This is a genomic window from Rubellimicrobium mesophilum DSM 19309 (genome assembly GCF_000600335.2).
Classification (GTDB): domain Bacteria; phylum Pseudomonadota; class Alphaproteobacteria; order Rhodobacterales; family Rhodobacteraceae; genus Rubellimicrobium; species Rubellimicrobium mesophilum.
Genome location: NZ_KK088559.1, coordinates 15,598 through 40,009, shown reverse-complemented (window position 1 = coordinate 40,009; position 24,412 = coordinate 15,598). Strand labels below are relative to the sequence as shown.

15 protein-coding genes, 2 tRNA genes and 4 pseudogenes are annotated in these 24,412 nt (G+C 70.8%); 6 read left to right on the top strand and 15 right to left on the bottom strand.

The features are described 5' to 3' along the window. Positions 1 to 120 precede the first annotated feature (120 nt). The 5 genes and pseudogenes from RUMESO_RS06385 to RUMESO_RS06370 all read right to left on the bottom strand — a co-directional run bounded on the left by RUMESO_RS06385 (position 121) and on the right by RUMESO_RS06370 (position 3,004). Positions 121 to 969 carry a hypothetical protein gene (locus RUMESO_RS06385; RefSeq protein WP_037279011.1) on the bottom strand — a complete coding sequence of 283 codons (849 nt, stop codon included), beginning with the start codon at positions 967 to 969 and terminating at the stop codon, positions 121 to 123. Positions 970 to 977: 8 nt separating this feature from the next. Further along, positions 978 to 1,613: a tyrosine-type recombinase/integrase gene (locus RUMESO_RS26940; protein WP_425414877.1), complete on the bottom strand. Its 636-nt coding sequence runs from the start codon at positions 1,611 to 1,613 to the stop codon at positions 978 to 980. A 62-nt stretch (positions 1,614 to 1,675) separates the two neighbouring features. Next, positions 1,676 to 2,245: pseudogene (locus RUMESO_RS28395) on the bottom strand (tyrosine-type recombinase/integrase); the annotation flags it as partial. 174 nt (positions 2,246 to 2,419) lie between these two features. Continuing rightward, positions 2,420 to 2,503, bottom strand: a tRNA-Leu gene (locus RUMESO_RS06375). A 42-nt stretch (positions 2,504 to 2,545) separates the two neighbouring features. Then, on the bottom strand, positions 2,546 to 3,004 hold the full coding sequence (locus RUMESO_RS06370; RefSeq protein WP_037279010.1) for an Lrp/AsnC family transcriptional regulator: 459 nt from the start codon (positions 3,002 to 3,004) through the stop codon (positions 2,546 to 2,548). 207 nt (positions 3,005 to 3,211) lie between these two features. Here RUMESO_RS06370 and putA point away from each other — a divergent pair, with 207 nt between their 5' ends. After that, the gene (gene putA, locus RUMESO_RS06365; protein ID WP_037279009.1) at positions 3,212 to 6,694 is read left to right on the top strand and encodes a bifunctional proline dehydrogenase/L-glutamate gamma-semialdehyde dehydrogenase PutA; all 3,483 of its coding nucleotides are present in this window, start codon (positions 3,212 to 3,214) and stop codon (positions 6,692 to 6,694) included. A gap of 153 nt (positions 6,695 to 6,847) precedes the next feature. Here the strand turns inward: putA and RUMESO_RS06360 are convergent, their stop codons facing one another. The 8 genes and pseudogenes from RUMESO_RS06360 to RUMESO_RS06335 all read right to left on the bottom strand — a co-directional run bounded on the left by RUMESO_RS06360 (position 6,848) and on the right by RUMESO_RS06335 (position 15,868). Continuing rightward, positions 6,848 to 7,381 carry a sarcosine oxidase subunit gamma gene (locus tag RUMESO_RS06360; protein WP_037279008.1) on the bottom strand — a complete coding sequence of 178 codons (534 nt, stop codon included), beginning with the start codon at positions 7,379 to 7,381 and terminating at the stop codon, positions 6,848 to 6,850. Further along, positions 7,374 to 10,291: pseudogene (locus RUMESO_RS06355) on the bottom strand (sarcosine oxidase subunit alpha family protein). Before RUMESO_RS06355 ends, RUMESO_RS06360 begins: the two are co-directional and overlap by 8 nt. Positions 10,292 to 10,322: 31 nt before the next feature. Beyond that, a pseudogene (locus tag RUMESO_RS23985) lies at positions 10,323 to 10,541 on the bottom strand (sarcosine oxidase subunit delta); the annotation flags it as partial. A gap of 2 nt (positions 10,542 to 10,543) precedes the next feature. After that, the gene (locus RUMESO_RS24960) at positions 10,544 to 11,074 is read right to left on the bottom strand and encodes a hypothetical protein (protein WP_156362710.1); all 531 of its coding nucleotides are present in this window, start codon (positions 11,072 to 11,074) and stop codon (positions 10,544 to 10,546) included. A 10-nt stretch (positions 11,075 to 11,084) separates the two neighbouring features. Further along, on the bottom strand, positions 11,085 to 12,338 hold the full coding sequence (locus tag RUMESO_RS06350; RefSeq protein ID WP_037279007.1) for a sarcosine oxidase subunit beta family protein: 1,254 nt from the start codon (positions 12,336 to 12,338) through the stop codon (positions 11,085 to 11,087). A gap of 102 nt (positions 12,339 to 12,440) precedes the next feature. After that, positions 12,441 to 13,762: pseudogene (locus RUMESO_RS06345) on the bottom strand (pilus assembly protein TadG-related protein). Positions 13,763 to 13,851: 89 nt separating this feature from the next. Next, the gene (locus RUMESO_RS06340; RefSeq protein WP_037279004.1) at positions 13,852 to 14,295 is read right to left on the bottom strand and encodes a TadE/TadG family type IV pilus assembly protein; all 444 of its coding nucleotides are present in this window, start codon (positions 14,293 to 14,295) and stop codon (positions 13,852 to 13,854) included. A 130-nt stretch (positions 14,296 to 14,425) separates the two neighbouring features. Then, positions 14,426 to 15,868, bottom strand: a complete 1,443-nt coding sequence (locus tag RUMESO_RS06335; protein ID WP_037279001.1) for a Glu/Leu/Phe/Val family dehydrogenase — start codon at positions 15,866 to 15,868, stop codon at positions 14,426 to 14,428. Between the two features lie 162 nt (positions 15,869 to 16,030). Here RUMESO_RS06335 and RUMESO_RS06330 point away from each other — a divergent pair, with 162 nt between their 5' ends. Both RUMESO_RS06330 and RUMESO_RS06325 read left to right on the top strand, forming a co-directional pair. Next, positions 16,031 to 16,378, top strand: a complete 348-nt coding sequence (locus tag RUMESO_RS06330; protein WP_037278999.1) for a hypothetical protein — start codon at positions 16,031 to 16,033, stop codon at positions 16,376 to 16,378. A 54-nt stretch (positions 16,379 to 16,432) separates the two neighbouring features. Continuing rightward, on the top strand, positions 16,433 to 17,719 hold the full coding sequence (locus RUMESO_RS06325) for a homoserine dehydrogenase (protein WP_037278997.1): 1,287 nt from the start codon (positions 16,433 to 16,435) through the stop codon (positions 17,717 to 17,719). Positions 17,720 to 17,745: 26 nt separating this feature from the next. Here the strand turns inward: RUMESO_RS06325 and RUMESO_RS06320 are convergent, their stop codons facing one another. Next, a complete protein-coding gene (locus RUMESO_RS06320) occupies positions 17,746 to 18,000 on the bottom strand; it encodes a DUF2798 domain-containing protein (protein WP_037278995.1) in 255 nt (84 codons plus the stop codon). A gap of 316 nt (positions 18,001 to 18,316) precedes the next feature. On the opposite strand from RUMESO_RS06320, the gene glpX reads away from it, so the two are divergent. The 3 genes from glpX (at position 18,317) to RUMESO_RS06305 (ending at position 21,520) form a co-directional block, all read left to right on the top strand. After that, complete coding sequence (gene glpX / locus RUMESO_RS06315) at positions 18,317 to 19,282, top strand: class II fructose-bisphosphatase (RefSeq protein WP_037278993.1); 966 nt, start codon at positions 18,317 to 18,319, stop codon at positions 19,280 to 19,282. A gap of 351 nt (positions 19,283 to 19,633) precedes the next feature. Next, positions 19,634 to 21,376 (top strand): single-stranded-DNA-specific exonuclease RecJ, encoded by a 1,743-nt coding sequence (recJ, locus tag RUMESO_RS06310; RefSeq protein ID WP_037278991.1) that lies wholly within the window; start codon positions 19,634 to 19,636, stop codon positions 21,374 to 21,376. Positions 21,377 to 21,445: 69 nt separating this feature from the next. After that, positions 21,446 to 21,520: transfer RNA gene (locus tag RUMESO_RS06305), tRNA-Glu, on the top strand. A gap of 457 nt (positions 21,521 to 21,977) precedes the next feature. Here the strand turns inward: RUMESO_RS06305 and RUMESO_RS06300 are convergent. Continuing rightward, positions 21,978 to 22,838 carry a hypothetical protein gene (locus tag RUMESO_RS06300; RefSeq protein ID WP_051521083.1) on the bottom strand — a complete coding sequence of 287 codons (861 nt, stop codon included), beginning with the start codon at positions 22,836 to 22,838 and terminating at the stop codon, positions 21,978 to 21,980. Between the last annotated feature and the right edge of the window lie 1,574 nt (positions 22,839 to 24,412).

Sequence of the window (24,412 nt, the reverse complement as noted above, 5' to 3'; positions counted from 1 at the left end):
GAACGCCTTGCGCGCTTTGAGCCGGACTGTGGACTCGGCCGGGTTATGCCCGCGCTCCTGCGCCCAAGAGTGCATGGCGTTCTCGACGTCGGCCTGCGTCTTAGGGATCAGCTTGCCCTCCTAGATGAGGCCCCAGACGTCGCACCACATGTCGTCCCACCAAGGCTGCGCGGGTCGCCCGCCGCTCTTCGATGTGGGCGAGGCTTCGGCTGAGGCGGTCATAATCGCTGGTTCAGCTTTGCTTGGCGGCAACAGCACTTGGAGCGACTCGGCCAGGAAGTGCACCCCGCTCAGCTTGATCCGGCACGTCCCATTCGGCCCCGGCCCGATGCCCGCGAACTGCCCAAGCTCCCAATCGTGGGTGTCGATGGCGGTATGCCGAAACTGTCGCCAGAACGAGCTCGGGATGTCCCACTCCCGCTCCTCCCACGATGGCTTACCTTCCCTTGCGCCATCGAAGCGCTGGGCAAGGACGGCCCGGGCTGCAACAAAGCCCAGCCGTGCTTGCTCTAGGATGGCGCCATTAAGATGCTGGCGACCTATTCCTGCTTTGAACGCGACGGCGCGTGCAGCGCGGGCCGTGATCCACGCCGGGTTTCCGGCAACCGATAGTCCTCGTGCCGTTACGGCGCGCTGTTCAACGGGCAGCAACTCCAGCACGTCGCTCAGGGCGAAGGTGACACCGAATATCTCCCATTGGGCCGCTGCCGGCCCTTCGATCCAAGTCGCGAAGTCGCCAGCAACCCAATTCTGATCGAGAGCGGCCTGTCCCTTGGCCCACCAGAAGCCGGCAGCAACGTCAATGTCCTTACTCTGCTGGCGCCCCGCAATCACCAGAAGGCGAGCTTTGGCCCGGAGCAGGCCGACGTAAGCGCGCCGACATAGCACCTCATTTGCGAGGGAGGAAGGACGGGTAACGTCTGTGACCAGCCGAAGCGCGGTGGCCGCGTCGATCCATTGTTCAGCCATGAGGTCGGTTATGGCCGCGCTACTGGCCCTACTTCAAGACGGCGAGGCTTGCTCGCTGTTTCAGCGCTCTCCCGCTCGGAAGGGCAGCACCGTCGCTCCGTCGCGCAGCGCGTCGAGGTGGTCGCTCCACCACTGCGCCATGGCGACCCGTTCCTTCCAGTGCGCCCCCGGTGGTAGGCCGCGCGCACTTGATCGCTGTCCTTGTGCGCCAGTGCCCGCTCGATGGCGTCGGGCGACCACTTGCCCGACTCGTTCAGAAGCGTGCTCGCCATGGCGCGGAAGCCGTGCGCCGTCATTTCATTGGCACCGAAGCCCATCCGCCGCAGCGCCAAGTTGACGGTGTTCTCCGACATGCAGCGGTCGCGCTTGCCCAGCGCGGGAAAGACTAAGCGCCCCCCGCCGGACAGCGCCCGCGCTTGCCCGAGGATCGCGAGCGACTGACGGGACAGGGGAACAACGTGCTCGCGGCGCTTCTTCATGCGCGCGGCCGGGATGCGCCAGACAGCCGCATCGAAGTCGAACTCCGCCCATTCGGCCTGTCGTAGCTCGCCCGGCCGGACGAAGACATGCGGCGAGAGGGCGAGGGCAAAGCGGGTGATCGGCTGACCGGTGTAAGCGTCGATGGCGCGCAGCAGCTCGCCCACACGTTTCGGCTCCAGAATGGCAGACAGGTTCTTGGGGCGGGGGCCGCGACGGCGCCCACTAGCAGGGCGGCGGGATCGCTCTTGGCCCGCGCCGTCGCCACGGCGTAACGGAAGACCCGGCTGGCGAAGGAACGGACTCGCTTCGCGTCGAGCTGATCCTTGGTCTCCAGGCGCTTGAGCACGGCCAGCAACTCGTGCGGCTCGACCTGATCCACCGGCCGGTGCCCGATCATCGGCAGGAGCCATTCCCGCGCCCACTGCAACTTGGTCAAGGTCGCAGGCGCCCGCCCCTCGCGCTTGGCCTTCTCGATGTATTCCTGCGCTACGTCGCCGAAAGTGGTCCCGACCGCGATCCTCGCTGCGATGCGCTGGCGCCGCTTGAGGGCTGAGGGATCGTCGCCACCGCTCGCAGCCTCACGCGCCGCGTCCCGAGCCTTGCGTGCCTCGCTCAGGGTCATCTCGGGATAGCGCCCCAGCGCCAGCTTCCGCTCGACCCCGTGCATCCGATACTTGAGCCGCCAGAGCTTGCCCCCGGAGGGCGCGACCAGGAGATAGAGTCCCGCGCTGTCCGCGAGCTTGTAGTCCTTGTCGCGCGGCTTCGCGCTCCGCACCGCCACGTCCGTCAGCGCCATGTCGGCCCCCAAACCGTGCCCGCCAGAAAGGCCCCCAAAAAGGCCCCCAAAAAGGCCCCCACTCCGCAGTGGCTTTAGGCGAACAGAGCCGGACAGCCACGGACGAAGTGGCTCTAAAACTACATGGATTCAGGGGCTTTGTCGATCTTCGGCGAACGTCGGCAAGCATATGGTTGGTGCCCGCGGCGGGACTCGAACCCGCACGGCCGAAGCCAAGCGATTTTAAGTCGCTGGTGTCTACCATTCCACCACGCGGGCGCCGGCGCCGACCCTAGCCGAGCCCCGCGCCCGGCGCCACCCTCACCCCTCCTCCTTGACCGTCTGCATCGCCACGTAGGTCGAGGTCGCCGCGACGTGCGGCAGCGTCGAGATGTGCTCGGCCAGCATCGCCCGGTACTCCGGCATCCCGCTAGTCCTGACCTTCAGCAGGTAGTCGAAGTTCCCCGCGATCATGTGGCAGGCCTCGATCTCCGGGATCGCCCGCACCGCCGCGTTGAACTCCGCCAGCGCCCTCTCCCGCGTGTCCGAGAGCCGCACCTCCACGAAGGCCACGTGCTCCCGCCCCATCGCGGCGGGGTCGAGCACCGCGCGGTAGCCCCGGATCACCCCCTTGGCCTCCAGCCGCCGGAGCCGCGCCTGCACCGGCGACTTGGACAGCCCCACGCGGGCCGCCAGGTCCTGCAGCGAAATGCGTCCGTCGCGGCCCACGGCCTCCAGGATGCGCCGGTCGAAGTCGTCGAGCGCGGGACGTTCAGACACCGTTGACCTTCCTTTCCCGAACCATGGCCCGCAAAGCCGCTCCCACGCCGCGCCAGGGACGCGACGCCCTCCGGCCCGGCAGGACGTTAACCATCCGTTAGGTCCGGTTAACAGGAAAATCGACCAACGAACGGTGCTCCCTTCGGGCGCAACACCCACCTCGGATGCCTTATATTGATTCGCAAGCCCTCTCAGGATTCGCCGACCATGACCCGCCACGCCCTCCTCTCCGCCTCCGACCTCGCCCCCCTCCGCGCCGCCATCGACGCCGGCACCCTCGCCCCCGAGGCCCCCCTGCTCGCCCGCCTGCGCGAGGAGGCCCAGCTTTCGCCCGAGGCCCGCGCCGCCATCGGCACCCAGGCCGCCCAGCTCGTCCGCGCCATCCGGGCCGAGAGCCGCCCCGGCCTGATGGAGGTCTTCCTCGCCGAATACGGCCTCTCGACCGGCGAGGGCGTGGCGCTCATGTGCCTCGCCGAGGCGCTCCTCCGCGTCCCCGACGCCCCCACCATCGACGCCCTCATCGAGGACAAGATCGCCCCCTCCGACTGGGGCCGGCACCTCGGCCGCTCCGCCTCCTCGCTCGTCAACGCCTCCACCTGGGGCCTGATGCTGACCGGCAAGGTCCTTGACGACGCGCCTCCCGGCATCGTCGGCCACCTGCGCGGCGCCGTCCGCCGCCTGGGAGAGCCCGTGATCCGCGCCGCCGTCGGTCGCGCCATGAAGGAGATGGGCCGCCAGTTCGTGCTGGGCGAGACCATCGACGCCGCCCGCGCCCGCGCCAAGACGCAGGAGAACAAGGGCGTCACCTACAGCTACGACATGCTGGGCGAGGCCGCGCGGACCGAGGCCGACGCTCGCGCCTACCACCTCAGCTACTCCCGAGCGATCAGCGCCATCGCGCAGGACTGCACCAGGGGATCGGTCGCCGCGAACCCCGGCATCAGCGTCAAGCTCTCCGCCCTGCACCCCCGCTACGAGGAGGCGCAGCACGACCGCGTCATGGCCGAGTTGGTTCCCCGCCTCGGCTCGCTCTGCCACCTCGCCAAGGCCGCCGGCATGGGCCTCAACATCGACGCGGAGGAGGCCGACCGCCTGTCCCTCTCGCTCGACGTGATCGAGGCGGTGCTCCGCGACCCCGGTCTCAAGGGCTGGGACGGCTTCGGCGTCGTGGTCCAGGCCTACGGCCGCCGCGCCGGCCAGGTCATCGACTGGCTGCACGCGCTGGCCCAGACGCTCGACCGCCGCATCATGCTGCGCCTTGTGAAGGGCGCCTATTGGGATGCCGAGATCAAACGCGCACAGGTCGAGGGCCTGAGCGACTTCCCGGTCTTCACCTCCAAGACCTCGACGGACGTGAGCTACATCGCCAACGCCCGCAAGCTCCTGTCGCTCACCGACCGCATCTACCCGCAGTTCGCCACCCACAACGCCCATACCGTCGCCGCCATCCTCCACATGGCCAAGGCCATGGGACTCCCCGCAACAGCCTACGAGTTCCAGCGCCTTCACGGCATGGGCGAGGCGCTCCACGACCTCAACCGCGCGACGGAAGGGACGGGCCTGCGCATCTACGCCCCCGTCGGCGCGCACCGCGACCTCCTCGCCTACCTCGTTCGGCGGCTCCTTGAGAACGGCGCCAACTCCTCCTTCGTGAACCAGATCGTCAACGAGGCCGTCCCCCCCGAGGAGGTCGTCCGCGACCCCTTCGAGGCCCAGCCCCGCCGCGCGATCCCCACCGGCCCCGAGCTCTTCCAGCCGTCCCGCCAGAACTCCCGGGGCCGCGACCTCACTGACCGCCCGACGCTCGCCATGCTCGACGCCGAGCGCGGTGCCTTCCGCGACACCACCTGGACCGCCGCCCCGATCCTCGCCGAAGGCGAGGGCACCGGCCCGACCCGCCCCCTTACGGAGCCCGCCACCGGCGCCCCGGTCGGCCAGGTCACCGAGGCCGACGCCGCCACCGTCGCCCGCGCCATCGAGCAGGCCCGCCCCTGGGACGCTCCCCTTTCCGATCGCGCCGCCATCCTCCGCAAGGCCGCCGACCTCTACGAGGCCAACGAGGGCGAGGTCCTGGCCATCGTCGCCCGCGAGGCCGGCAAGACCCTGGCCGACGCCGTGGGCGAGTTGCGCGAGGCCGTGGACTTCCTCCGCTACTACGCCGCCGAGGCCGAGCGCACCCAGCCCGAAGCCGGCAACGGCCTCTGGGCCTGCATCAGCCCCTGGAACTTCCCGCTGGCCATCTTCACCGGCCAGATCGCGGCGGCCCTCGTCATGGGCAACGCCGTCCTGGCGAAACCCGCCCCCCAGACGCCGCTGATCGCCGCCCGCGCCGTCCGGTGGCTCCACGAGGCCGGCGTCCCCCGGACGGCGCTGCAACTCCTCCCCGGCGGCGCGGAAACGGGCGCGGCCCTGACCAGCGACCCCCGCCTCTCCGGCGTGGCCTTCACCGGCTCGACGGCGACGGCCCAGCGCATCCGGCAGGCCATGGCCGCCGTCCCTGGCCGCCCCCTGATCGCCGAGACCGGCGGCATCAATGCCATGGTCGTCGACTCCACCGCCCTCCCCGAGCAGGCCGTCCGCGACATCGTCACCGGCGCCTTCCGCTCCGCCGGCCAGCGCTGCTCGGCGCTCCGCTGCCTCTACCTGCAGGAGGAGGTGGCCGAGCCGGTGCTGGAGATGCTCAGGGGCGCCATGGCCGAGCTTCGCCCCGGCAACCCCTGGGACCTTTCGACCGACCTCGGCCCCGTCATCGACACGCAGGCCCGCGACACCATCCTCAGCCACGTCCAGAAGGCCCGCGCCGAGGGCCGCGTGATCGCCGAGGTCCCCGTCCCGACCAGCGGCACCTTCGTCGCCCCTACGGTGATCCGCGTCCCCGGCATCGAGGCCATCGAGCGCGAGGTCTTCGGCCCCGTCCTCCACGTCGCGACCTACAAGGCCGCCGACCTGGACCGGGTGCTCGACGCGATCAACGCCACCGGCATGGGCCTGACCTTCGGCTTCCACTCGCGCATCGACGACCGCGTCCAGCAGGTGGTGGACCGGGTGAAGGCGGGCAACCTCTACATCAACCGCAACCAGATCGGCGCGGTGGTGGGTTCCCAGCCCTTCGGCGGCGAAGGCCTCTCCGGCACCGGCCCCAAGGCGGGCGGCCCCCACTACCTGCCGAGGTTCGGAGTCCTCCGCCGCGAGACCCACCCCGGCACCTGGGACCGCGAGGCCGACACCCGCGCCCTCGACCGAGCCCTGACCTTCGCCGCCGAAGCCGCCCTTGGCGCCTCCCCGGCCGAGCCCCAACAGATGCCCGGCCCCACCGGCGAGTCGAACCGCCTCTCGCTCCGATCCCGCGACCCGATCCTCTGCCTCGGCCCCGGTCCCGAGGCCGCCCAAGCCCAGTCCGAGGCGGTTCGCGCCGCCGGTGGCACGGCGGTGGAGGTCACCGGCACCGTTCCGTCGGAGGCGCTCAACTGGCTCGCCCCCCTCGGCGGCGCGGTCTCGTGGGGCGACGAGGCGACCGCGCGCGCTTATGAGCAGGCCCTCGCCGCCCGCCCCGGCGCGATCCTCTCCCTGATCCTCGGCCGCCCCACGCCCGAGCAGGTCCTGCACGAGCGCCACGTCTGCATCGACACCACCGCGGCGGGCGGCAACGCGACGCTGCTGGCCGGAACGGCGGCCGGATCGGGGATGTGATCGGGGGCACCCCGGGGACCACGCCGTAGGGCGGGCTTCAGTCCGCCACCTGTCGGTCCCGTAGGGTGGGTGGTTCTCGGCAAGGCCGAGGTTCACCCACCATCCTCGGTGGCTGGTGGGTGAACTTCCGCGTGCCGCCGAGAACCACCCACCCTACGCCCGCGCAGCGACGTGCCGCATCGCCTCCGCGACCTCGCGCACCAGCGTCGCGGCCATGCTCCGCATCGCGATGATCTCGAAGCTCTCCGCCCCCACGCGCGTCAGCGTCACCGCCATGTGGACCAGCAGCGTCCGCGCCGTCGCGCCCTCCGGGAACGCGCGATCCCGCAGGTCCAGCGGCACCAGCCGCGCCAGCACCTCCCGCGCTGCCGCGCCCTCCAAGAGGACGCCCGCCATCCCGTCCCCCTGCTCCACCACGGCGGCGAGACCCCGGAGGTCCGGCGCCGCGCAACCGACCAGCAACGCCCGCCCCGGCCCGGTCCAGAGCAGCCGCCCGCCGTCCGCCGCGCCAACCCGCCCTGGCGGCGGCAGCGCCGCCCCGAGCCTCGCCTCCACCTCCTCCGCCCGCCCCGCGAACGGCGCGATGGAGGTCACCGGCCCAAGCTCCACCTCGGACAGCCTCGCGCCGCCAATGGTCATCGGCAGGTCCAGCCCCGCGCAGGGCGTCGTCGCCAAGAGCCTAGCCACGCATCCGCCCTCCCTCGGGGTCCAGGAACACCGGGTCGCAGACCTCGCACAGAGTCTCGACCGACCGCATCGCGTCCACGAGCCGCACGACCTCCCCGTGCCGCGCCCGCCCCCTCTTCAGGAACCCGAGCGCCAGCGGCCCGTCCAGCGTGGGCGACCATCCGGCCGAGGTGACATAGCCCTGCCCGTTCACCCGCGTGGCCGCGTCGTCGCGCCCGTAGAGATGCGCCCCCGCCGTGAGCTGCCCCGTCCGCGCCACCGGCCTCAGGCCCACGAGCTGCTCCCGGTCCTCCTCCAAGAGCCCCGGCCGCCACGAGGACGCCCAGCCCAGGCAGTCCTTCGCCTTCGACACCATCCGGTCCATCCCGATGTCGAAGGCCGTCACCCGCCCGTGGATCTCGGCGTGGGTGATGAAGCCCTTCTCGATCCGCAGGACGTTCAGCGCCTCCATCCCATACGGACCGCCGCCCAGCGTCTCCGCCTGCGCCACCAAGAGCCGATGCAGCGACGCCCCGTACCGCGCCGGCACCGCGACCTCGTAGGCCCGCTCGCCCGAGAAGCTGATGCGGAACACCCGCCCGGAACCCCCATCACGGTCGCCTCCAGGCACCCCATGTAGGGCAAGGCGGCATCCGACAGGTCCGCGTCCACGAACCCTTGCAAGAGCTCCCGCGACCTCGGCCCGGCGAGCGAGAACTGCGCCCACTGCTCCGTCACCGAGACCGCCTGCACGTCCAGCTCCGGCCGCAGCACCTGCGCCACGAAGTCCAGATGCCGCATCGCCGCCCCGGCAAAGGCGGTCGTGGTCGTCATCACGTAATGGCTCTCGCCCAGCCGCGCGGTCGTGCCGTCGTCCAGCACGAACCCGTCCTCGCGCAGCATGAGCCCGTAACGCACCTTGCCCACCGGCAGCGTCGAGAAGGTGTTCGCATACAGGAAATCAAGGAATGCGCCGGCGTCCGGCCCCTGGATGTCGATCTTGCCCAGCGTGCTCACGTCGCAGACGCCGACCGCGTTCCGCACCATCAGCACCTCGCGGTCGCAGCTCTGCCGCCAGGTGAGTTCCCCCGGCCGGGGAAAGTAGGAGGGCCGATACCAGAGCCCCGCCTCGACCATGGGCGCGCCGCGCTGGACAGACGCCTCGTGCGAGGTCGTGAACCGCTGCGGCGCGAAGCCCACGCCCTGCCCGCCCGCGCCGTAGGCCGCGATGGACACGGGCACGAAGGGCGGACGGAAGGTCGTCGTCCCGGTCGAGGCGATGGGGCTCCCCAGCGTCTCCGAGAGCACCGCGATGGCGGGCACGTTCGCCGTCTTGCCCTGGTCCGTCGCCATGCCGAGCGTCGTGTAGCGCTTCATGTGCTCGACGCTCTGGAACCCCTCCTGCGCCGACAGCCGGATGTCCTTCACCGTCACGTCGTTCTGGAAGTCCACGAACTGCTTGGCGCCGTCGCCCACCGGATAGACCCCCACGGCGGCCCGGGCCCCCTCGGCGTCCGGCATCTCCACCTCCGGGACCGCGAGCCCCAGGTCGGCCAGCGCCGCCCCCGCCGCGCTCGCCCCGTCCCTCAGGCACTCCGCCGTCGAAAACCGCCCCGCCGCCGCGCCCGCCGCGACCAGCCCCGGCACCGCCCCCTCGCGCGGGACGAAGCCCTGCACGCCCTCGTCCCAGACCGGCCGCCCGCCCATGTGGCAGGTCAGGTGCACCGAGGGCGACCAGCCCCCCGACACCGCGAGCCCGTCCACCTCGAACTCCCGCCGGCCATCCGGGCCCGCCACCGTGACCGACCGCAGCCCGAGCCGCCCCTTGGTCCCCGTCACCCGCGCGCCCGAGAGCACCGGGAACGGCGCGCCCGTCAGGGTCACCCCCTCCCGCGTGTCGATCAGCGCCGCGACCTGCAGCCCGGCGGCGGCGAGGTCCCGCGCCGTCCGGTGCGCGTCGTCGTTGTTGCCATAGACCGCGATCCTCGGCCCCGGCACCACGCCCCAGCGGTTCAGGTAGGCCCGCACCGAACCCGCCAGCATCACCCCCGGCCGGTCGTTGTCCGGGAAGGCGAGCGGCCTCTCGATGGCCCCCGCCGCCAGCACCGCCCGCGTGGCCACGATCCGCCAGAAGCACTCCTGCGGCCGATGCTCGCGCGGCGCGAGGTGCAGCCCGACCCGCTCGACCGCTCCGTAGGTCCCGCCGTCATAGGCCCCCGTCACGGTCGTGCGCGGCATCAGCCGCACGTTCGGCATCTCGCGCAGCTCCTCCAGCACCCCCTCGGCCCAGAGATGCGGCGCCTGCCCTCCGATCCGGTCCGTCTCGGCGAGCGCACGCCCGCCCATCCGCGACCCCTCGTCGGCCAGGATCACGTCCGCCCCCGCGCGCCCCGCGACCAGCGCCGCCATGAGCCCCGTGGGGCCCGCCCCGATCACCAGGAGGTCGCAGAAGGCCCAGGCCTTCTCGAACGGCGCGTCGTCCGCCTTGCCGGTCAGCGCCCCGAGCCCCGCCGCCCGCCGGATCACCGGCTCGTAGAGCCGCTCCCAGAAGGCGCGCGGCCACATGAAGGTCTTGTAGTAGAACCCCGCCCCCAGGAACGGGCTCAGGAGGTCATTCACCCCCAGCACGTCGAAGGAGAGCCGGGGCCGCGCGTTCTGGCTCCGCGCTGCCATCCCGTCCCAGACCTCCTGCACGGTCGCCCGCGTGTTGGGCACGCCCTCGACCGTCACCAGCGCGTTCGGCTCCTCCGAGCCCGCGCTCAGCACCCCCCTCGGCCGATGGTACTTGAAGGAGCGCGCCACCAGCCGCACCCCCTCCCCCATCAGGGCCGAGGCCAGCGTGTCCCCCTCGACCCCGGTATAGTCCACGCCGTCGAAGGTGAACCCGACCGACCGCGCGCCCTGAGTGAGCCCCTTGCCACCGACCCTCACCGCGAGACCCCCGCGCGAGCGCCGTCCCGTGAACGGCGTGCGTCACCGTATCCCGCTCCACCACGAGCCACGCGCCGCAGGGATCGTGATACCACATCTCCCGCAGCCGCCCCGCCGGGTTGTCCCGCAGGTGCACGTAGTCGTGCCAGGCCTCCGCCCCCGCATCCCGCTCGGGCCGGTGCAGCGACGTCTCGTCCCCCTGCACGGTGAACTCCCGGCGATCCCTCTCGCCGCAGAAGGGGCAGGTCACTCTCACTCTTCCGGGACCTCTTCAGCCTGGAATGTTGGAAGTCCGAACCCGCCACGCCCCTCCATTCGGACGTTCATCAAGTTGCCACCAAAGGCTCGGATTGCAAAAGCCTCAAGTCCACCAATATGTTCTTTGCTGACAGCGTAAGCAGAAAAGTACGTTGCTATGTTCTTCAAAGCCAAGTCCGCACGGTAGATGCGCCGAGGACGATCCTTGACGTATCGCCCACCCTCGGTGGTTGGGTGGTCTACTTTCAGGATCTGCCGCCCCCTCGCCCTAAATTCGTTGTAAGATTGATTGCAGCGCTTCCAGATAAACTGACCGCGTGCGATGCCCACGTAAACAGGGGCGGTGGAACTATCGTAAAAGATATACAGGCCATTGCTCGTCTTTAGGTCGGCGATAACATCCAGCCAATATTGCATGTTGTTTTGGTCGTCGAGAATGCTGTGATTGTGCGTATATTCGCCGGCATACTGCAAGGAAGTATATTCCACAATCGGGCGAATTTCTAGCTCTCGCGTCTTGTTCATGGCGGTCCCCTCAGTGCAGCGAATGCTGCGCCCCCGTCCCTTCTTCGTCCATCAGTCCCCGCCCGGTCGCGAACCGATCCAGCCGGAACCGGCTCGCCACCTCGTGCGGCTGCCCCGTCGCCATCAGGTGCGCGAGGCACCACCCCGAGGCCGGGACCGCCTTGAACCCCCCATAGTTCCACCCGCAGTTGAGGAAGAGCCCCTCGACATGGGTCCTGTCGATGATGGGCGAGCCATCCGGGCTCATGTCCATGATACCGCCCCAGGACCTCAGCACCCGCGCCCGGCCGATCATCGGCATCAGCGTCATGCCAGCTTCCATCACGTGCTCGACCATCGGCAGGTTCCCTCTGCCTGCGTAGCTCGCGTAGAAGTCGAGGTCGCCGCCGAAGACCAGCCCGCCCTTGTCGCTCTGCGAGATGTAGAAGTGCCCCATGCCGAAGCTCACGACATGGTCGATCACCGGCTTCAGCCCCTCGGTCACGAAGGCCTGGAGCACATGGCTCTCGATCGGCAGCCGCATCCCGGCCATGGCGGCCACCTGCGAGGACCGCCCGGCGACCACGATGGCGACCTTCCGCGCCCGGATCGCCCCCCGCGAGGTCCGCACGCCCCGGACCACGCCGTTCTCGATGTCGATCCCCGTGACCTCGCAGTTCTGGATCAGGTCCACCCCGCGCCGGTCCGCCCCGCGGGCATAGCCCCAGGCCACCGCGTCGTGCCGCGCCGTTCCGCCCCTCGGATGATACAGCCCGCCGTATATGGGAAACCGCGCCTGCTCGAAGTCCAGATACGGCAGATGCTCCCGCACCCCCTCGCGGTCCAGCAGCACCGCGTCGTCGCCCTGCGCCGCCATGGCGTTGCCGCGCCGCACGAAGGCGTCCCTCTGCCCGTCCGAGTGGAACAGGTTGATGAGCCCCCGCTGCGAGTGCATCACGTTGTAGTTCAGCTCCCGCTCCAGCCCCTCCCAGAGCTTGAGCGAATGCGAGTAGAACTCCGAATTCCCCGGCAGGAAGTAGTTGGCCCGCACGATGGTGGTGTTGCGCCCGACGTTGCCGCCGCCGAGATAGCCCTTCTCCAGCACCGCGACGTTGGCGATGCCATGGTTCTTCGCGAGGTAATAGGCGGTGGAGAGCCCGTGCCCGCCGCCTCCGATGACGATGGCGTCATACTCGGCCCTCGGCACCGGATCGCGCCACGCACGAGTCCAGCCCCGGTTGCCGGTCAGCCCTTCCCGGATCAGGCGAACGCCCGAATAGCGCATGAGACCCATCCCCCCTCGCCGGATCGTGCCGCGCCCGGGCCCCGAACGCAAGCGCCCGGGCCGGAGGACCCGGGCGCGCGACGAGACAACGGCCGCTCCGGCTCAGCGGACGAGCAGGTAGTTCATGGCCGTGGGCGGCGCACCCGGTGGAGGAGGACAGGCCGTGAGGTTGCTGTTGCTCGCCAGGTTGATCTCCCCGCCGGCGATGATGCTCACCCCCTTGCCGTCGAAGTGGGACTCCGTCTTGACCACCTTCAGCGCGCGCAGCTCGCCGCCCCGGAACGTGACGCCGGCCGCGCCATGGAAGCCCCCCGGGTCAGGATCGCGGCATAGCCATTGCCGCTGCAGGTGGTGTCCGTGCCCAGGGTCACGCCGTCCGCGCCGTTGTCGATGCTCACCGACGCGTCGGCCGGATGCTTGTCCACCCCGGAGGTGTTGGTGGTGTAGACGACCGCATTGCTGAAGGTCACGCCCTTCATGTCGATCTTGCAGTTCGTCAGCAGCACGACGTTGCTGAAGGTGTCGAGGACGGTCGAACCCTTCTTGTCCGCCCCGAGGCGAAGGGTTCCGCCGGACGTGCAACCGATGTAGGTCGCCCGTCCCGCCACCAGGCTGGAGGGCGTGATGTCGTATCCGCCGAGGTAGGATTGAATCTCGGTCGTGGTCAGCCAGCTATTGAGGCGCGCGCTCCCGACCACGGTCCTGACCTGCCCCAGCAGGATTTCCGGCGTTTCGCTGGCGACGGGCCGAATGGGCGAGAGCCAGGGCTCCAGGTCGCGATTCTCGCTGCGCTTGACCAGCTCGAAGTTGTCGCAACCGTTGCCGCAGGTGATGTCCGCCTTGTTCGGGGCCGAGACCACGGAGTCCTTGGTGAAGTCGTTGTTGGCCTGCAGATCCACCTCGTCCTGCGAGTGGACGCAGATTCCGTTGGAGTAGTTGTTGTTCCCGTTCGCCGAGACCTGAAGGACGCCGAACAGGCCCTGCATCGTGGCGCAGGGGTCGCCCGTCACGCTGTAGATGGCCAGGGCGCTCACGTCCATCTGGGTGATGCCCACGATCCGGAACAGGAAGCTCCCCACCGGGTTGTCGCCCGCGCGGTTGGTCGTGACCGCCACCGCCGTGGGCATGTCCGTGCTCGTGGCCGGAAGGCGCGTGAAGGTGGCGGTGTTCATGTTCCAGGTGCCGAAGACGATGTCGGACCGTTCCAGCACGGTGCCGTAAGGACCGACGGTGGCGTTGGCGCCGCCGGTGGCGTAGTTCGCCACGCCGACCGCCGCGTCCTTGGCCTGCTCGGCGGTCTTGCCCTGGTACATGCTGTAGAGCGCCGCGTGGGCCGCGGTGTCGGCCGCGACCTGGAGCTGCGTCCGGGCCTGGTAGAGGCCCGTCACGTCCAGGCCGGCGGCCCCGACCGCACAGCAGGCCACGGTGAGGAACAGGTTCTGGACGGTGATGAAGCCCGCCTGGTCGCGGGCGAACCCCCTCGCCCAGCGCCCCAGGATGCGGAGGATGCCCCTCACGAGACTGGCCTTTCCAAGTATTGCATGGCCTGGACGGTGATCTTCCAGCCGCCCAGCACGTTCAGCGTGTTGAACAGGACGACCGCCTTGGCCGGGTAGGTGATGCTCGTCGCGACGGTCCCGTTCGCGGAGCTCGGGGTGAAGCTCACGGTCACGTCGGTGTCGCTGGCCCTGGGGAACTGGACCCGGAACTGCCTCTTGATCTCGCTCGCGGTGTCGGTCGCCTTCCACGAGGAGTTGATCGCGTAGCCCCGGTTGTAGGTCTCGATGAGGCGATAGGCCTGCGCCTTGCTGAAGAACGCCATCGACGTGTCGGTGATGAGCATCAGCACGAAGAAGAAGAACGGGATCCAGAGCACCGCCTCGACCGTGACGGCGCCCCCCTCGTCCCGGGCGAAGCGGCTGGCGAAGCGGGTCAGGCGGACGAGCGGAGCACGCAAGGCAAGACTTCCTCCCTGGGGCGCCGCCGGCGGGGGCGGGCCGGCCAATCCTTCCTTCCTGCGGTAACCATGGAAAAAGGGCGAATCTGCGACCTTGCCGGGGTGAAACCGCGAACTGACTGTTTCGCGCCTACAGTCCCTTGGCCTTGTAGCTTTCCGCCACCCGCCCGATCGCCACGAGATAGGCCGCCGTGCGCAGGTCCCCCACCTCGGGCCGGGCGTGCCAGACCTCGCGCATGGACTGGTAGGCGGTCCGCATCGTGTCGTCGAGGCCCGAGCGCACCAGCGCGAGCTCGTCCGCCCCCCGCAGGTACTGCTGCTTGAAGCCGGGGCTCAGCGCCCCCGTCCCCCCCTGCGCCTCGATCAGCCGCTCCATCTCGCGCACGAGGAGCATGTGCTCGGCCTCCTCGGCGCGGCGCTGCATCCGGCCGAAGCGGATGTGGCTCAGGTTCTTGACCCATTCGAAGTAGCTGACCGTCACGCCGCCGGCGTTGGCGTAGAGGTCGGGGACGATCACCACGCCCCTCTCGCGCAGGACCTCGTCGCCGCCCGCCGTCACCGGCCCGTTCGCCGCCTCGATGATGAGCGGGGCCTTGATGCGCCCGGCGTTGCCCTTGTGGATGACCCCTTCCAGGGCGGCGGGGATCAGGATGTCGCACTCGGCCTCCAGCACCGTCGCCCCATCCTCGTGGAAGCGCGTCCCGGGGCAGTCCTTGAGGGTCCCGTTGCGGGAGAGCCACTGCTTCGCGACCTCGACGTCGATGCCGGCGTCCGACCAGATCGCCCCGTCCCTCTCGATCAGGCCGACGATCCTGGCGCCGTCCTCCTCGGACAGGAACTTGGCGGCGTGATAGCCCACGTTCCCCAGCCCCTGCACGACGACCCGCTTGCCCTCGAGCCCCCCGGAGAGGCGCGCCCTGGCCACGTCGTCCGGGTGGCGGAAGAACTCCCGCAGCGCGAACTGGATGCCGCGCCCCGTCGCCTCCACGCGGCCGTGGATGCCGCCGGCGCTCAGCGGCTTGCCGGTGACGCAGGCGTTGGCGTTGAGGTCGGTGGTGTTCATCCGCCGGTAGGCGTCGGCGATCCAGGCCATCTCGCGCTCGCCCGTGCCCATGTCCGGGGCGGGGACGTTCTGCGCCGGATGGATTAGGTCGCGCTTGGCGAGCTCGAAGGTGAAGCGCCGGGTGATGCGCTCGAGCTCGTCCACGTCCCACTGGCGCGGGTCGATCCGAAGGCCGCCCTTGGAGCCGCCGAAGGGCACCTCCACCAGGGAGCACTTGTAGGTCATCAGCGCCGCCAGCGCCTCCACCTCGTCCTGATCCACGCTCATGGCGTAGCGGATGCCGCCCTTCACTGGCTCCATGTGCTCGCTGTGGACGCTCCGATACCCGGTGAAGGTGTGGATCGCGCCCCGCAGCCGCACCCCGAAGCGCACCGTGTAGGTGGCGTTGCAGACGCGGATCTTCTCCTCCAGCCCCGGCGGCAGGTCCATGAAGCGCACCGCGCGCGCATACATCAGGTCCACGGAGTCGCGGAAGCTCGGCTCCTGCGGCGGCATCACGATGTCCTTCATGGTCGTCCTCCCCTTGGGGTCGCGCGGGCCGCGACTCACCTGATCGCTTCGTGCCTCCGAACATAGCGCCGAATGGTTGACATTCGTTGAAGGTCGCAGCGTCACGGAGCCGCGCCCGCGCGGGTGTTCCCGCCCGGTCCCCGCGCGGCTAAGGTCCCGCCCATGCGCCGCGCCTTCCTCCCCCTCCTCCTTCTCGCCGCCTGCGCGGAGTTTCCCGCGCTCGACGCCCGCATCCCCGAATCCGAGCGCGCTGCCGTGCCGCCGCCGCTCCTGCCGCTCGGGGACCTCCTGGCCCAGGCCGATTCGCTGCCCGCCCAGCCCGCCTTCGCGCCCGGGCTCGCGGCCGAGGCCGAGAGGCTCCAGGCCCAGGCCGCCGCCCTCCCCGCCCCCGCGACCGGCGACGACGCCCGACGCCTCGCGGATCTCCGGGCGCGGGCCGAGGCCCTGCGGGACGGCGTGCTCACCGAGGAGGAGCGGGCGAGGCTCGACGCGGGCGCTTCGTTGCCATGACCGGGCGGACAGGCTAACAGCCCCGGGACTCCCTGTTTACGCGAGGTTTCCGCCATGTCCGCTCCCCTCCGCATCGGCATCGCCGGTCTCGGCACCGTGGGGGCGGGCGTGCTGCGGATCCTTTCGACCCATCCCGACCTGATCGCGGCCCGCTCCGGGCGCCCTATCGAGGTCGTCGCCGTCTCCGCCCGCGACCGCGCCAAGGACCGGGGCGTGCCCCTCGACGCCTATGCCTGGGAGGACGACCCCGTCGCGCTGGCGAAGCGCCCCGACCTCGACGTCCTCGTGGAGGTGATGGGCGGCCACGAGGGCGCGCCCAAGGACGCGCTCGAGGCCGCCATCGCCACGGGCAAGGACGTGGTCACGGCCAACAAGGCCCTCCTCGCCCATCACGGACAGGCCCTCGCCTTGGAGGCCGAGCAGTCCGGCCGCCTGATCCGCTTCGAGGCCGCCGTCGCGGGCGGCATCCCCGTCATCAAGGCGCTGACCGAAGGCCTCGCGGGGAACGAGATGACCCGCGTCATGGGCGTGATGAACGGCACCTGCAACTACATCCTCACCCGGATGGAGGAGACGGGCCAGGGCTACAACGCGCTCTTCGAGGAATGCGCGCGGCTGGGCTACCTCGAGGCCGACCCGAACCTCGACGTGGGCGGGATCGACGCGGCGCACAAGCTCTCGCTCCTGTCCTCCATCGCCTTCGGGACGCAGGTGGACTTCGACCATGTCGAGATCGAGGGCATCACCGCCGTCACCATCGAGGACGTCCGCCGCGCGGGCGACATGGGCTACCGGATCAAGCTCCTGGGCGTGGCGCAGATGACCGGGCGCGGGCTGGAGCAGCGGATGCAGCCCTGCCTCGTCCCCGCGACCTCGGCGCTCGGCCAGCTCCAGGGCGGCACCAACATGGTGGTTCTGGAAGGCGACGCCGTGGGCCAGATCGTCCTGCGCGGCCCCGGCGCCGGCGCGGGCCCGACCGCCTCCGCCGTCCTCTCCGACCTCGTGGACATCGCGCGGGGCAACCGCCTCCCCACCTTCGGCCAGCCCGCGAGCACGCTCCGGCAGGCCCGCCCCGCGAAGGCGGCGGTCCCCGCGCCCTACTACCTGCGGCTCCACCTCCTCGACAAGCCGGGCGCGCTGGCCAAGGTCGCGCGCGTCCTGGGCGACGCCGGCATCTCCATCGACCGGATGCGCCAGTACGGCCACGAGGACGCCACCGCCCCCGTCCTCATCGTCACCCACAAGACCACCCGCGCCGCCCTCGACGAGGCCATGGGCGGCTTCGAGGAGACCGGCGTGATGGTGGACCGCCCCGTCGCGATCCGGATCGAGGCGGTCTGACGGGCCGCCCGGATCGCCGGCGGGTCCTAAGACCACCCCTCCGACCCGCGCCCGAGCCGGGTGGCGACGCGCACGACGGGGGGGGCCAGGCGGAACGCGACGGGTCCGACGACCAGCGACAGGGCAAGGGCGACCGGCCAGGCGACGATGAAGCGGCGCAGCCATTCCCCGACCCAGCCCGGCGCCAAGGCCATCGGCACGGCGGTGAAGATAAAGGTCATCAGGAAGGCCATCATGCAGGAAATGAGAACCTGCGCCACGATGACGATGGACTTGGACATGCTGTCTCCTCTTGCGGCGATCGAGCGCATGGGAGACCGGCGACGGACTCCACGGCCCCCCGTTCCTCGGGGTTTCGCCGTGGGTTCGAAGATCGACTAACTCCCGCCACGGGGCGGGGGCCGGGATAACCTGACCGGCCGGACGTTTTTCGGCCCGGCTGTCCTATCCAAAGGACGTCCGGTCCTCAAGCCCCCGGTCCAGGCCCCCTCCCGGTCCGACAAAGACTCCCGCCCTGCGAACTGTTAGCGCCACCAACCCTTCACGCCCCCGCGAGGCCGGGCTACCCCTGGTACGACCCCACGGAAGGACCCACTCATGGCCGCGACCCCCGACTTCTCCGACCGCATGCTGTCCCTGGGCCTGGCCCGGGTTTCCGAGGCGGCGGCCATCGCCTGCGCCGACTTCATCGGGCGGGGGGACGAGAAGGCCGCCGACCAGGCCGCCGTGGACGGGATGCGCCGCCAGCTCAACCTCCTCGACATCGCGGGCGTGGTGGTGATCGGCGAGGGCGAGCGCGACGAGGCGCCCATGCTCTTCATCGGCGAGGAGGTGGGCTCGGGCCAGGGCCCTGCCGTGGACATCGCCCTCGACCCGCTGGAGGGGACGACGCTCACCGCCCGCGACATGCCCAACGCGCTCGCCGTGGTCGCGATGGCCCCGCGCGGCACGCTCCTCCACGCCCCCGACGTCTACATGGAGAAGCTCGCCGTCGGCCCCGGCTTCAAGCGCGGCGTCGTGACGCTGTCGATGAGCCCCTCGGAGCGCGTCTCGGCGCTGGCCTCGGCCAAGGGCGTCTCCACCCGCGACATCTCGGTCTGCATCCTCGACCGCGAGCGCCACAAGGACATGATCGCCGAGGTCCGCGCCACCGGGGCCAAGGTGCGCCTCATCACCGACGGCGACGTCGCGGGCGTCATGCACTGCGCCGAGCCCGAGAAGACCGGCATCGACATGTACATGGGCTCGGGCGGCGCCCCCGAGGGGGTGCTGGCCGCCGCCGCGCTCAAGTGCATGGGCGGGCAGATCTTCGGCAAGCTCCTCTTCCGCAACGACGACGAGCGGGGCCGCGCCAAGAAGGCCGGCATCACCAACTACGACCGCGTCTACACCCGCGACGACATGGTCACCGGCGACGTGATCTTCGCCGCGACCGGCGTGACGGACGGGTCGCTCCTCCCCGGCGTGAAGCGCACGCCCCAGTCGATCACCGTCGAGACCGTGCTCATGCGGAGCAAGACCGGCTCCGTCCGGCGGATGAGCTACACCAACCCGGTGCGGTGAGGGCGAACCGCGATGGGGGCGCTGCCCCCGCGCTTCGCGCTCCCCCGGGATACTTGAGGCTAGAGAAAGCAACAGGGTCAGCCGCCCCGGAGGACATATGAGCCCCGGGGCGACCTTTCCCTAGCACGGTCATCGGCGTCCCCGCCTGTACCGTGGGACCAACCTAGCCGATTCGAGTTAACAAATGGTTACCGCCTTTCTCTAGCCCGAAATATCCCGGGGGGAGCCTCCAAGGGAGGCGGGGGGCAGAGCCCCCGGCCGCTGGCCGCCGCGCCCCTCGCCCCACGGCACCCTCGCCCCGCCATCCGCCACCCCTTGCCACCGAACGCCACCCCGGGCGACACCATCCCCATGTCCGCCTTCCTCGACGTCTCCGATTCGCTCACCGGCCGCCGCTGGGTCGGCCCCAGCCTCGAGGAGGACCGGCTGGCCGAGGCCATGGCCCGCGACGCCCGCCTCGACCGGACCGTGGCCCTGACCCTGGTCCGGCGCGGCGTCGGCATCGAGCAGGCCCCGGGCTTCCTCGACCCCAAGCTCCGCGACCTTCTCCCCGACCCGCTCGGCCTGCGGGACATGGGCACCGCCGCCGACCGCCTCCTCCAGGCCGTCGAACGCCGCGAGCGCGTCGCCGTCTTCGCCGACTACGACGTGGACGGCGGCGCCTCGGCCGCGCTCCTCCTCACCTGGCTGCGCACCTTCGGCCTCAAGGCCACGCTCTACGTCCCCGACCGCATCGAGGAGGGCTACGGCCCCAACGAGCCCGCCATGGCGAGGCTCGCGAGCACCCACGACCTCATCCTCTGCGTCGACTGCGGCACCCTCTCCCACGGCCCCATCGCCGCCGCGCAGAACGCCGACGTCGTCGTCCTCGACCACCACCTCGGCGGCGAGACGCTGCCCGCCTGCGTCGCCGTCGTGAACCCCAACCGGCAGGACGAGAGCGGCGACCTCGGCCACCTCTGCGCCGCCGGGGTCGTCTTCCTCCTCCTCGTCGAGGCCAACCGCCGCCTCAAGGCCCTCGGCCGCCCCGGCCCCGACCTCATGGCGATGCTCGACCTCGTGGCGCTCGCCACCGTCGCGGACGTGGCCCCCCTCACCGGCGTCAACCGCGCCCTGGTCCGGCAAGGCCTCGCCGTCATGGCGCGGCGCGAAAGGCCCGGCCTCGCCGCCCTTTCCGACATCGCGGGCCTCCACTCCGCGCCCACCTGCCACCATCTCGGCTACGTCCTCGGCCCCCGCGTCAACGCCGGCGGCCGCATCGGCCAGTCCGACCTCGGCGCCCGCCTCCTGTCCACCGACGACCCTTCCGAGGCGCAGGCCCTGGCCGAGCGCCTCCACCACCACAACAGCGAGCGGCGCGAGATCGAGGCCGGCGTCCAGGCCGCCGCGATGGCCCAAGCCGAATCCCGCGGCGACGGCCCCCTCGCCTGGGCCGCCGGAGAGGGCTGGCATCCTGGCGTCGTCGGCATCGTCGCCGCCCGCCTCAAGGAGGCCACCCACCGCCCCGCCGTCGTGATCGCGCTGGAGGGGGAGATCGGCAAGGGCTCCGCCCGCTCCGTGCCCGGCGTGGACATCGGCGCCGCCATCCAGCGCCTCGCCGCCGAGGGGCTGCTCCTGCGCGGCGGCGGTCACCGCATGGCGGCGGGCCTGACCGTGGAGCGCCCGAAGCTCGAAGCTGCCATGGACCGCCTGGGCGAGCTTCTGGCCAAGCAGGGCGCCGGCGCCACGGGTCCCCGCGATCTCCCCCTCGACGGGCTCCTGATGCCCAAGGCGGCGCAGCCCGGCCTCGTGGAGCTCATCGACCGCGCCGGGCCCTTCGGCGCCGCCGCGCCGCCGCCGCGCTTCGCCCTCTCGGACATGGCGGTGACCATGCAGCGGATCGTCGGCACCGGCCACCTCAAGCTCGCGCTCACCGACGGGATGGGCGGCCGCCTCGACGCCATCGCCTTCGGCGCCGCCGAGGGACCGCTGCGCCGCTTGGCCCCCGGCGCGGGCCGCTTCCACGTCGCCGGGAGGCTGGAGGTCAACACCTGGCAGGGCCGCCGCTCGGTCCAGCTCCTCCTCGAGGACGCCGCCCCCGCGACCCGCCGCTGACGCAAGGAAATCCGCGCGGACCCCCTTGCACCCCCCCGGCGCTTTGTCTAGGAAGCGCCCACCTGCCGCGGCCCGTTCGTCTATCGGTTAGGACACCAGGTTTTCAACCTGGGAAGAGGGGTTCGACTCCCCTACGGGCTGCCACAGGCATTCGGACCTCCCCGAGCCATGAGCCCGCCATTCCCCGTCCAGCTTCGGGCGGAGACCGGACGACGCCCGCGGTCCTGCGACGTTGCTCCCCGCGAAACGCGATCGGCTGGCCTCTCGAGCCGAGGTCGCCCTCCATTGGGGCCCCAAAGGGAACAACGGCAGTCTCCCGCCCGGTCGCGCCGGCGTTCGCCAGCCGCGCGGCCCCGCACCTGCGCAGCCACTCTCGCGCGCGCCGGTTGCCCCAGGCCCGCAGGCCCCACGGAAACGCCCGCCTACGTCCGTCCGGGCGCGACGGCCGCCTGGGTCCCCCTACCGCCACGCCAGGACCGGCCGCATCCGACGTCGCGCCTTCGAGGTCCCGCTGGGTCGCGCGGCCCCGGGGCTCGGAGAGGCCCTTCCGACCGCGCCGGCGGCCGGCAAGCGCTCGGCCACTGGCTCCGCTCGCAAGGCCTCAGGCGGAAGCGCCCATCGCGCCGGATGCCTCGTCGTAGTCCGGGAACATCCGAAAGACGAAGCGGTCCCTCTGCCTCACGGACGCCTTCAGGGCCTCGTCATAGTAGCGTTCCCAGCGCTGGTCCTCCCTCCGGCCGATGCCCATGGGCAGGATCTTCCCAAGCTGGCCCACGAAGGCCACATCGTCCGGCTCATAGCCGAAACGGACGAGCGCCCGCTGCAGGTCGGCATTCAGGCGCTCGGTGCTCAGGAAGGTGACGTCGAAGCGGTCGCCCGCGTGCTCCGCCGAGGCAAGGTAGCGGTCGGACAGCCTGCGCAGGACGGCTGGGGGGTCGCGGTAGAAGTAACGGACGAAGCCGTGCGTGAAGAGCCCGAAGTCGGTGCCCGTCTCGCCGTTGTAGATGTCGGCGGCTCGGTCGCAGAGCTCCACGAACTCGGCGAAGCCGATGTCGGGGAAATGCGGCCTCTCCTTCACGAAGGCCGGAAGCGCCCGCTCGATGGCCCATCCGGCCGGGGTCGAGGGGTCGTTCGGATCATACTGGCCGATGCGCTTCCACCAACTGAACTCGTATTGCGAGACATACCACTCCCAGGGCCCTCTCATGCACGAGAGGACCGGAAGGCCGGCGTGGCTGGCCGGGATGTCGTGGCAGGTGCCATGCTTCGGCTCGACGTTCCGCAGGCGCCCGTACTTGCCTGGTGCCTCGGCCCAGGGGCGCCCGAGGTGGCGCCGGGCCCGGTGCCACAGACCTTGCAGGCGGTTGGGACTGGGCTGGTGCAGTCGCTCGAGCACCGACGTCACGAAGGTGCCGCCGGTCTTCGGCATGTGGACGTAGACGAGCCTGTCGGTCAGCAGCATCGCGTGCCTTCTCGCTCGCAATCCTCTGGCCCCCAGGATGCGTCAGACGGGTCCGCGCATCAAAGGAAAAAGCTCCCGAGGGACCGCGATCCGGCCCTCGGGAGTCAGGAAGGAAGAACACCAATCGGGAGGACTAGTGCTGACTCCTGATTGTCCTCTCAACTTGACAAGAGTTGGGCAGGGATCCGGTCAATGGCGACGATATGGAGACAATAGCGAGGCGCCCTCGCCGGCTCCGGTCCTCTCGGCCCATCCCGGCGCCGGCTGCCCGAGATGTCGTCGCCCCATCGACCTGCAACGCCCGATCTGCCCCCGACGTTCAGGGCGCGGCGGCCCCGCCGATCCGGGGGTCCCGCGCCGGTGCGGGACGGCCGGAATCGTCCGGCCACGGCGCCTGCGCGGCCTCGCGGCGGGACGGCGCGACCCCGCGCGGGCCAGGAGCATCCAGAGCCTGAACGTCGGGTCCGGCTTCCCCGGCGGGCCAAGCCGACGCTGCTCAGGCTCGATCCGCGAGGGGCCCTGCGGCTCCGGCAGGGAGATCACGCCGCCATGCCCGCCCCCGAGGCTGCCGCCTGCATGAGAGGCCTCGCCTCCGTTTGGAAACCTGCATGGGGCTCGGTCGCGCTCCGGTGGTCGTTCGGCTCCACCCTCACGCCTAGCGATTGCATCCCCTTGGCGGCCCTGCACTTTTATCCAGTGACGCGAGAGCGATGTGCTCTCGGCCGCATATCGAAACCGTGGTAAAATTCCCTTGGGCCTGTCGCGGCCCACCTCCCTGGGTGGGAGCCTCCGGACCCCTCCACGGCCGGACCAGCGACCCAGCCCCCCGGACGCGCCGCAACCCGCGTGCGGGGGGCTGCGCCTTGCGCCCCCCTTCGCCGTGACATCGCGGCGGGCAGACCCGGCAGGCCGGGGCCGGAGGATCGCCGCCCGCTGCCTCTCGCACCCGAAGCCGAGCTCGCGGCCTTCCCCGGCACATCCGCGCGGACCTTCCGCAGCGGCTCGCCGAAGCCGCCGTGTCCCATCCTGTCCGCGCGGCCTGCGAAAGGTCAGGGCCCGAGCGCCCGGCCCGCCCCTGCCCCGATCGGCGCTCGCCCGGGGTGGGCCACGCCTGCTCCGCTCGCGCAATCGCGAGCGCATCTCCGCCGATGCCCGTGCTAGGATCATCGCAGCCACGGCCCGCTGTCCCAAGTCCGGCCTTGGTCAGGCCGCGCGAGGACCCCCTTTGCCTCGCGCGGCCGCTCGTCGCGCCCTCTCCACCGCCCCAGCCGTGCCCGGGCCCGCCCCCAAGAGGGCCATCCGCACGCCGTTGCGCGAACCTGAAAGGTTTGTCCACCTGGACGATTCAATCGCAGGACCCTCGGAATCGTCATCTTTCGGTTGCAGAACGCTGGGCGGGTGCTAAACTGCAGGTTGCAGGGCCCGGGATTCCGCTCCGCTCTCCCCGGACCGTCCCGGGCCCGCAACCCGTTGCGCCGACGGCGTTTTACGCTGGTCGGCGCTCGGCCCATGGTTCCGCCGCCTCAGGCGTCGTCGGCCGCGTCGCGGCAGCGGTCGCCGTTTGCTCGGAATTG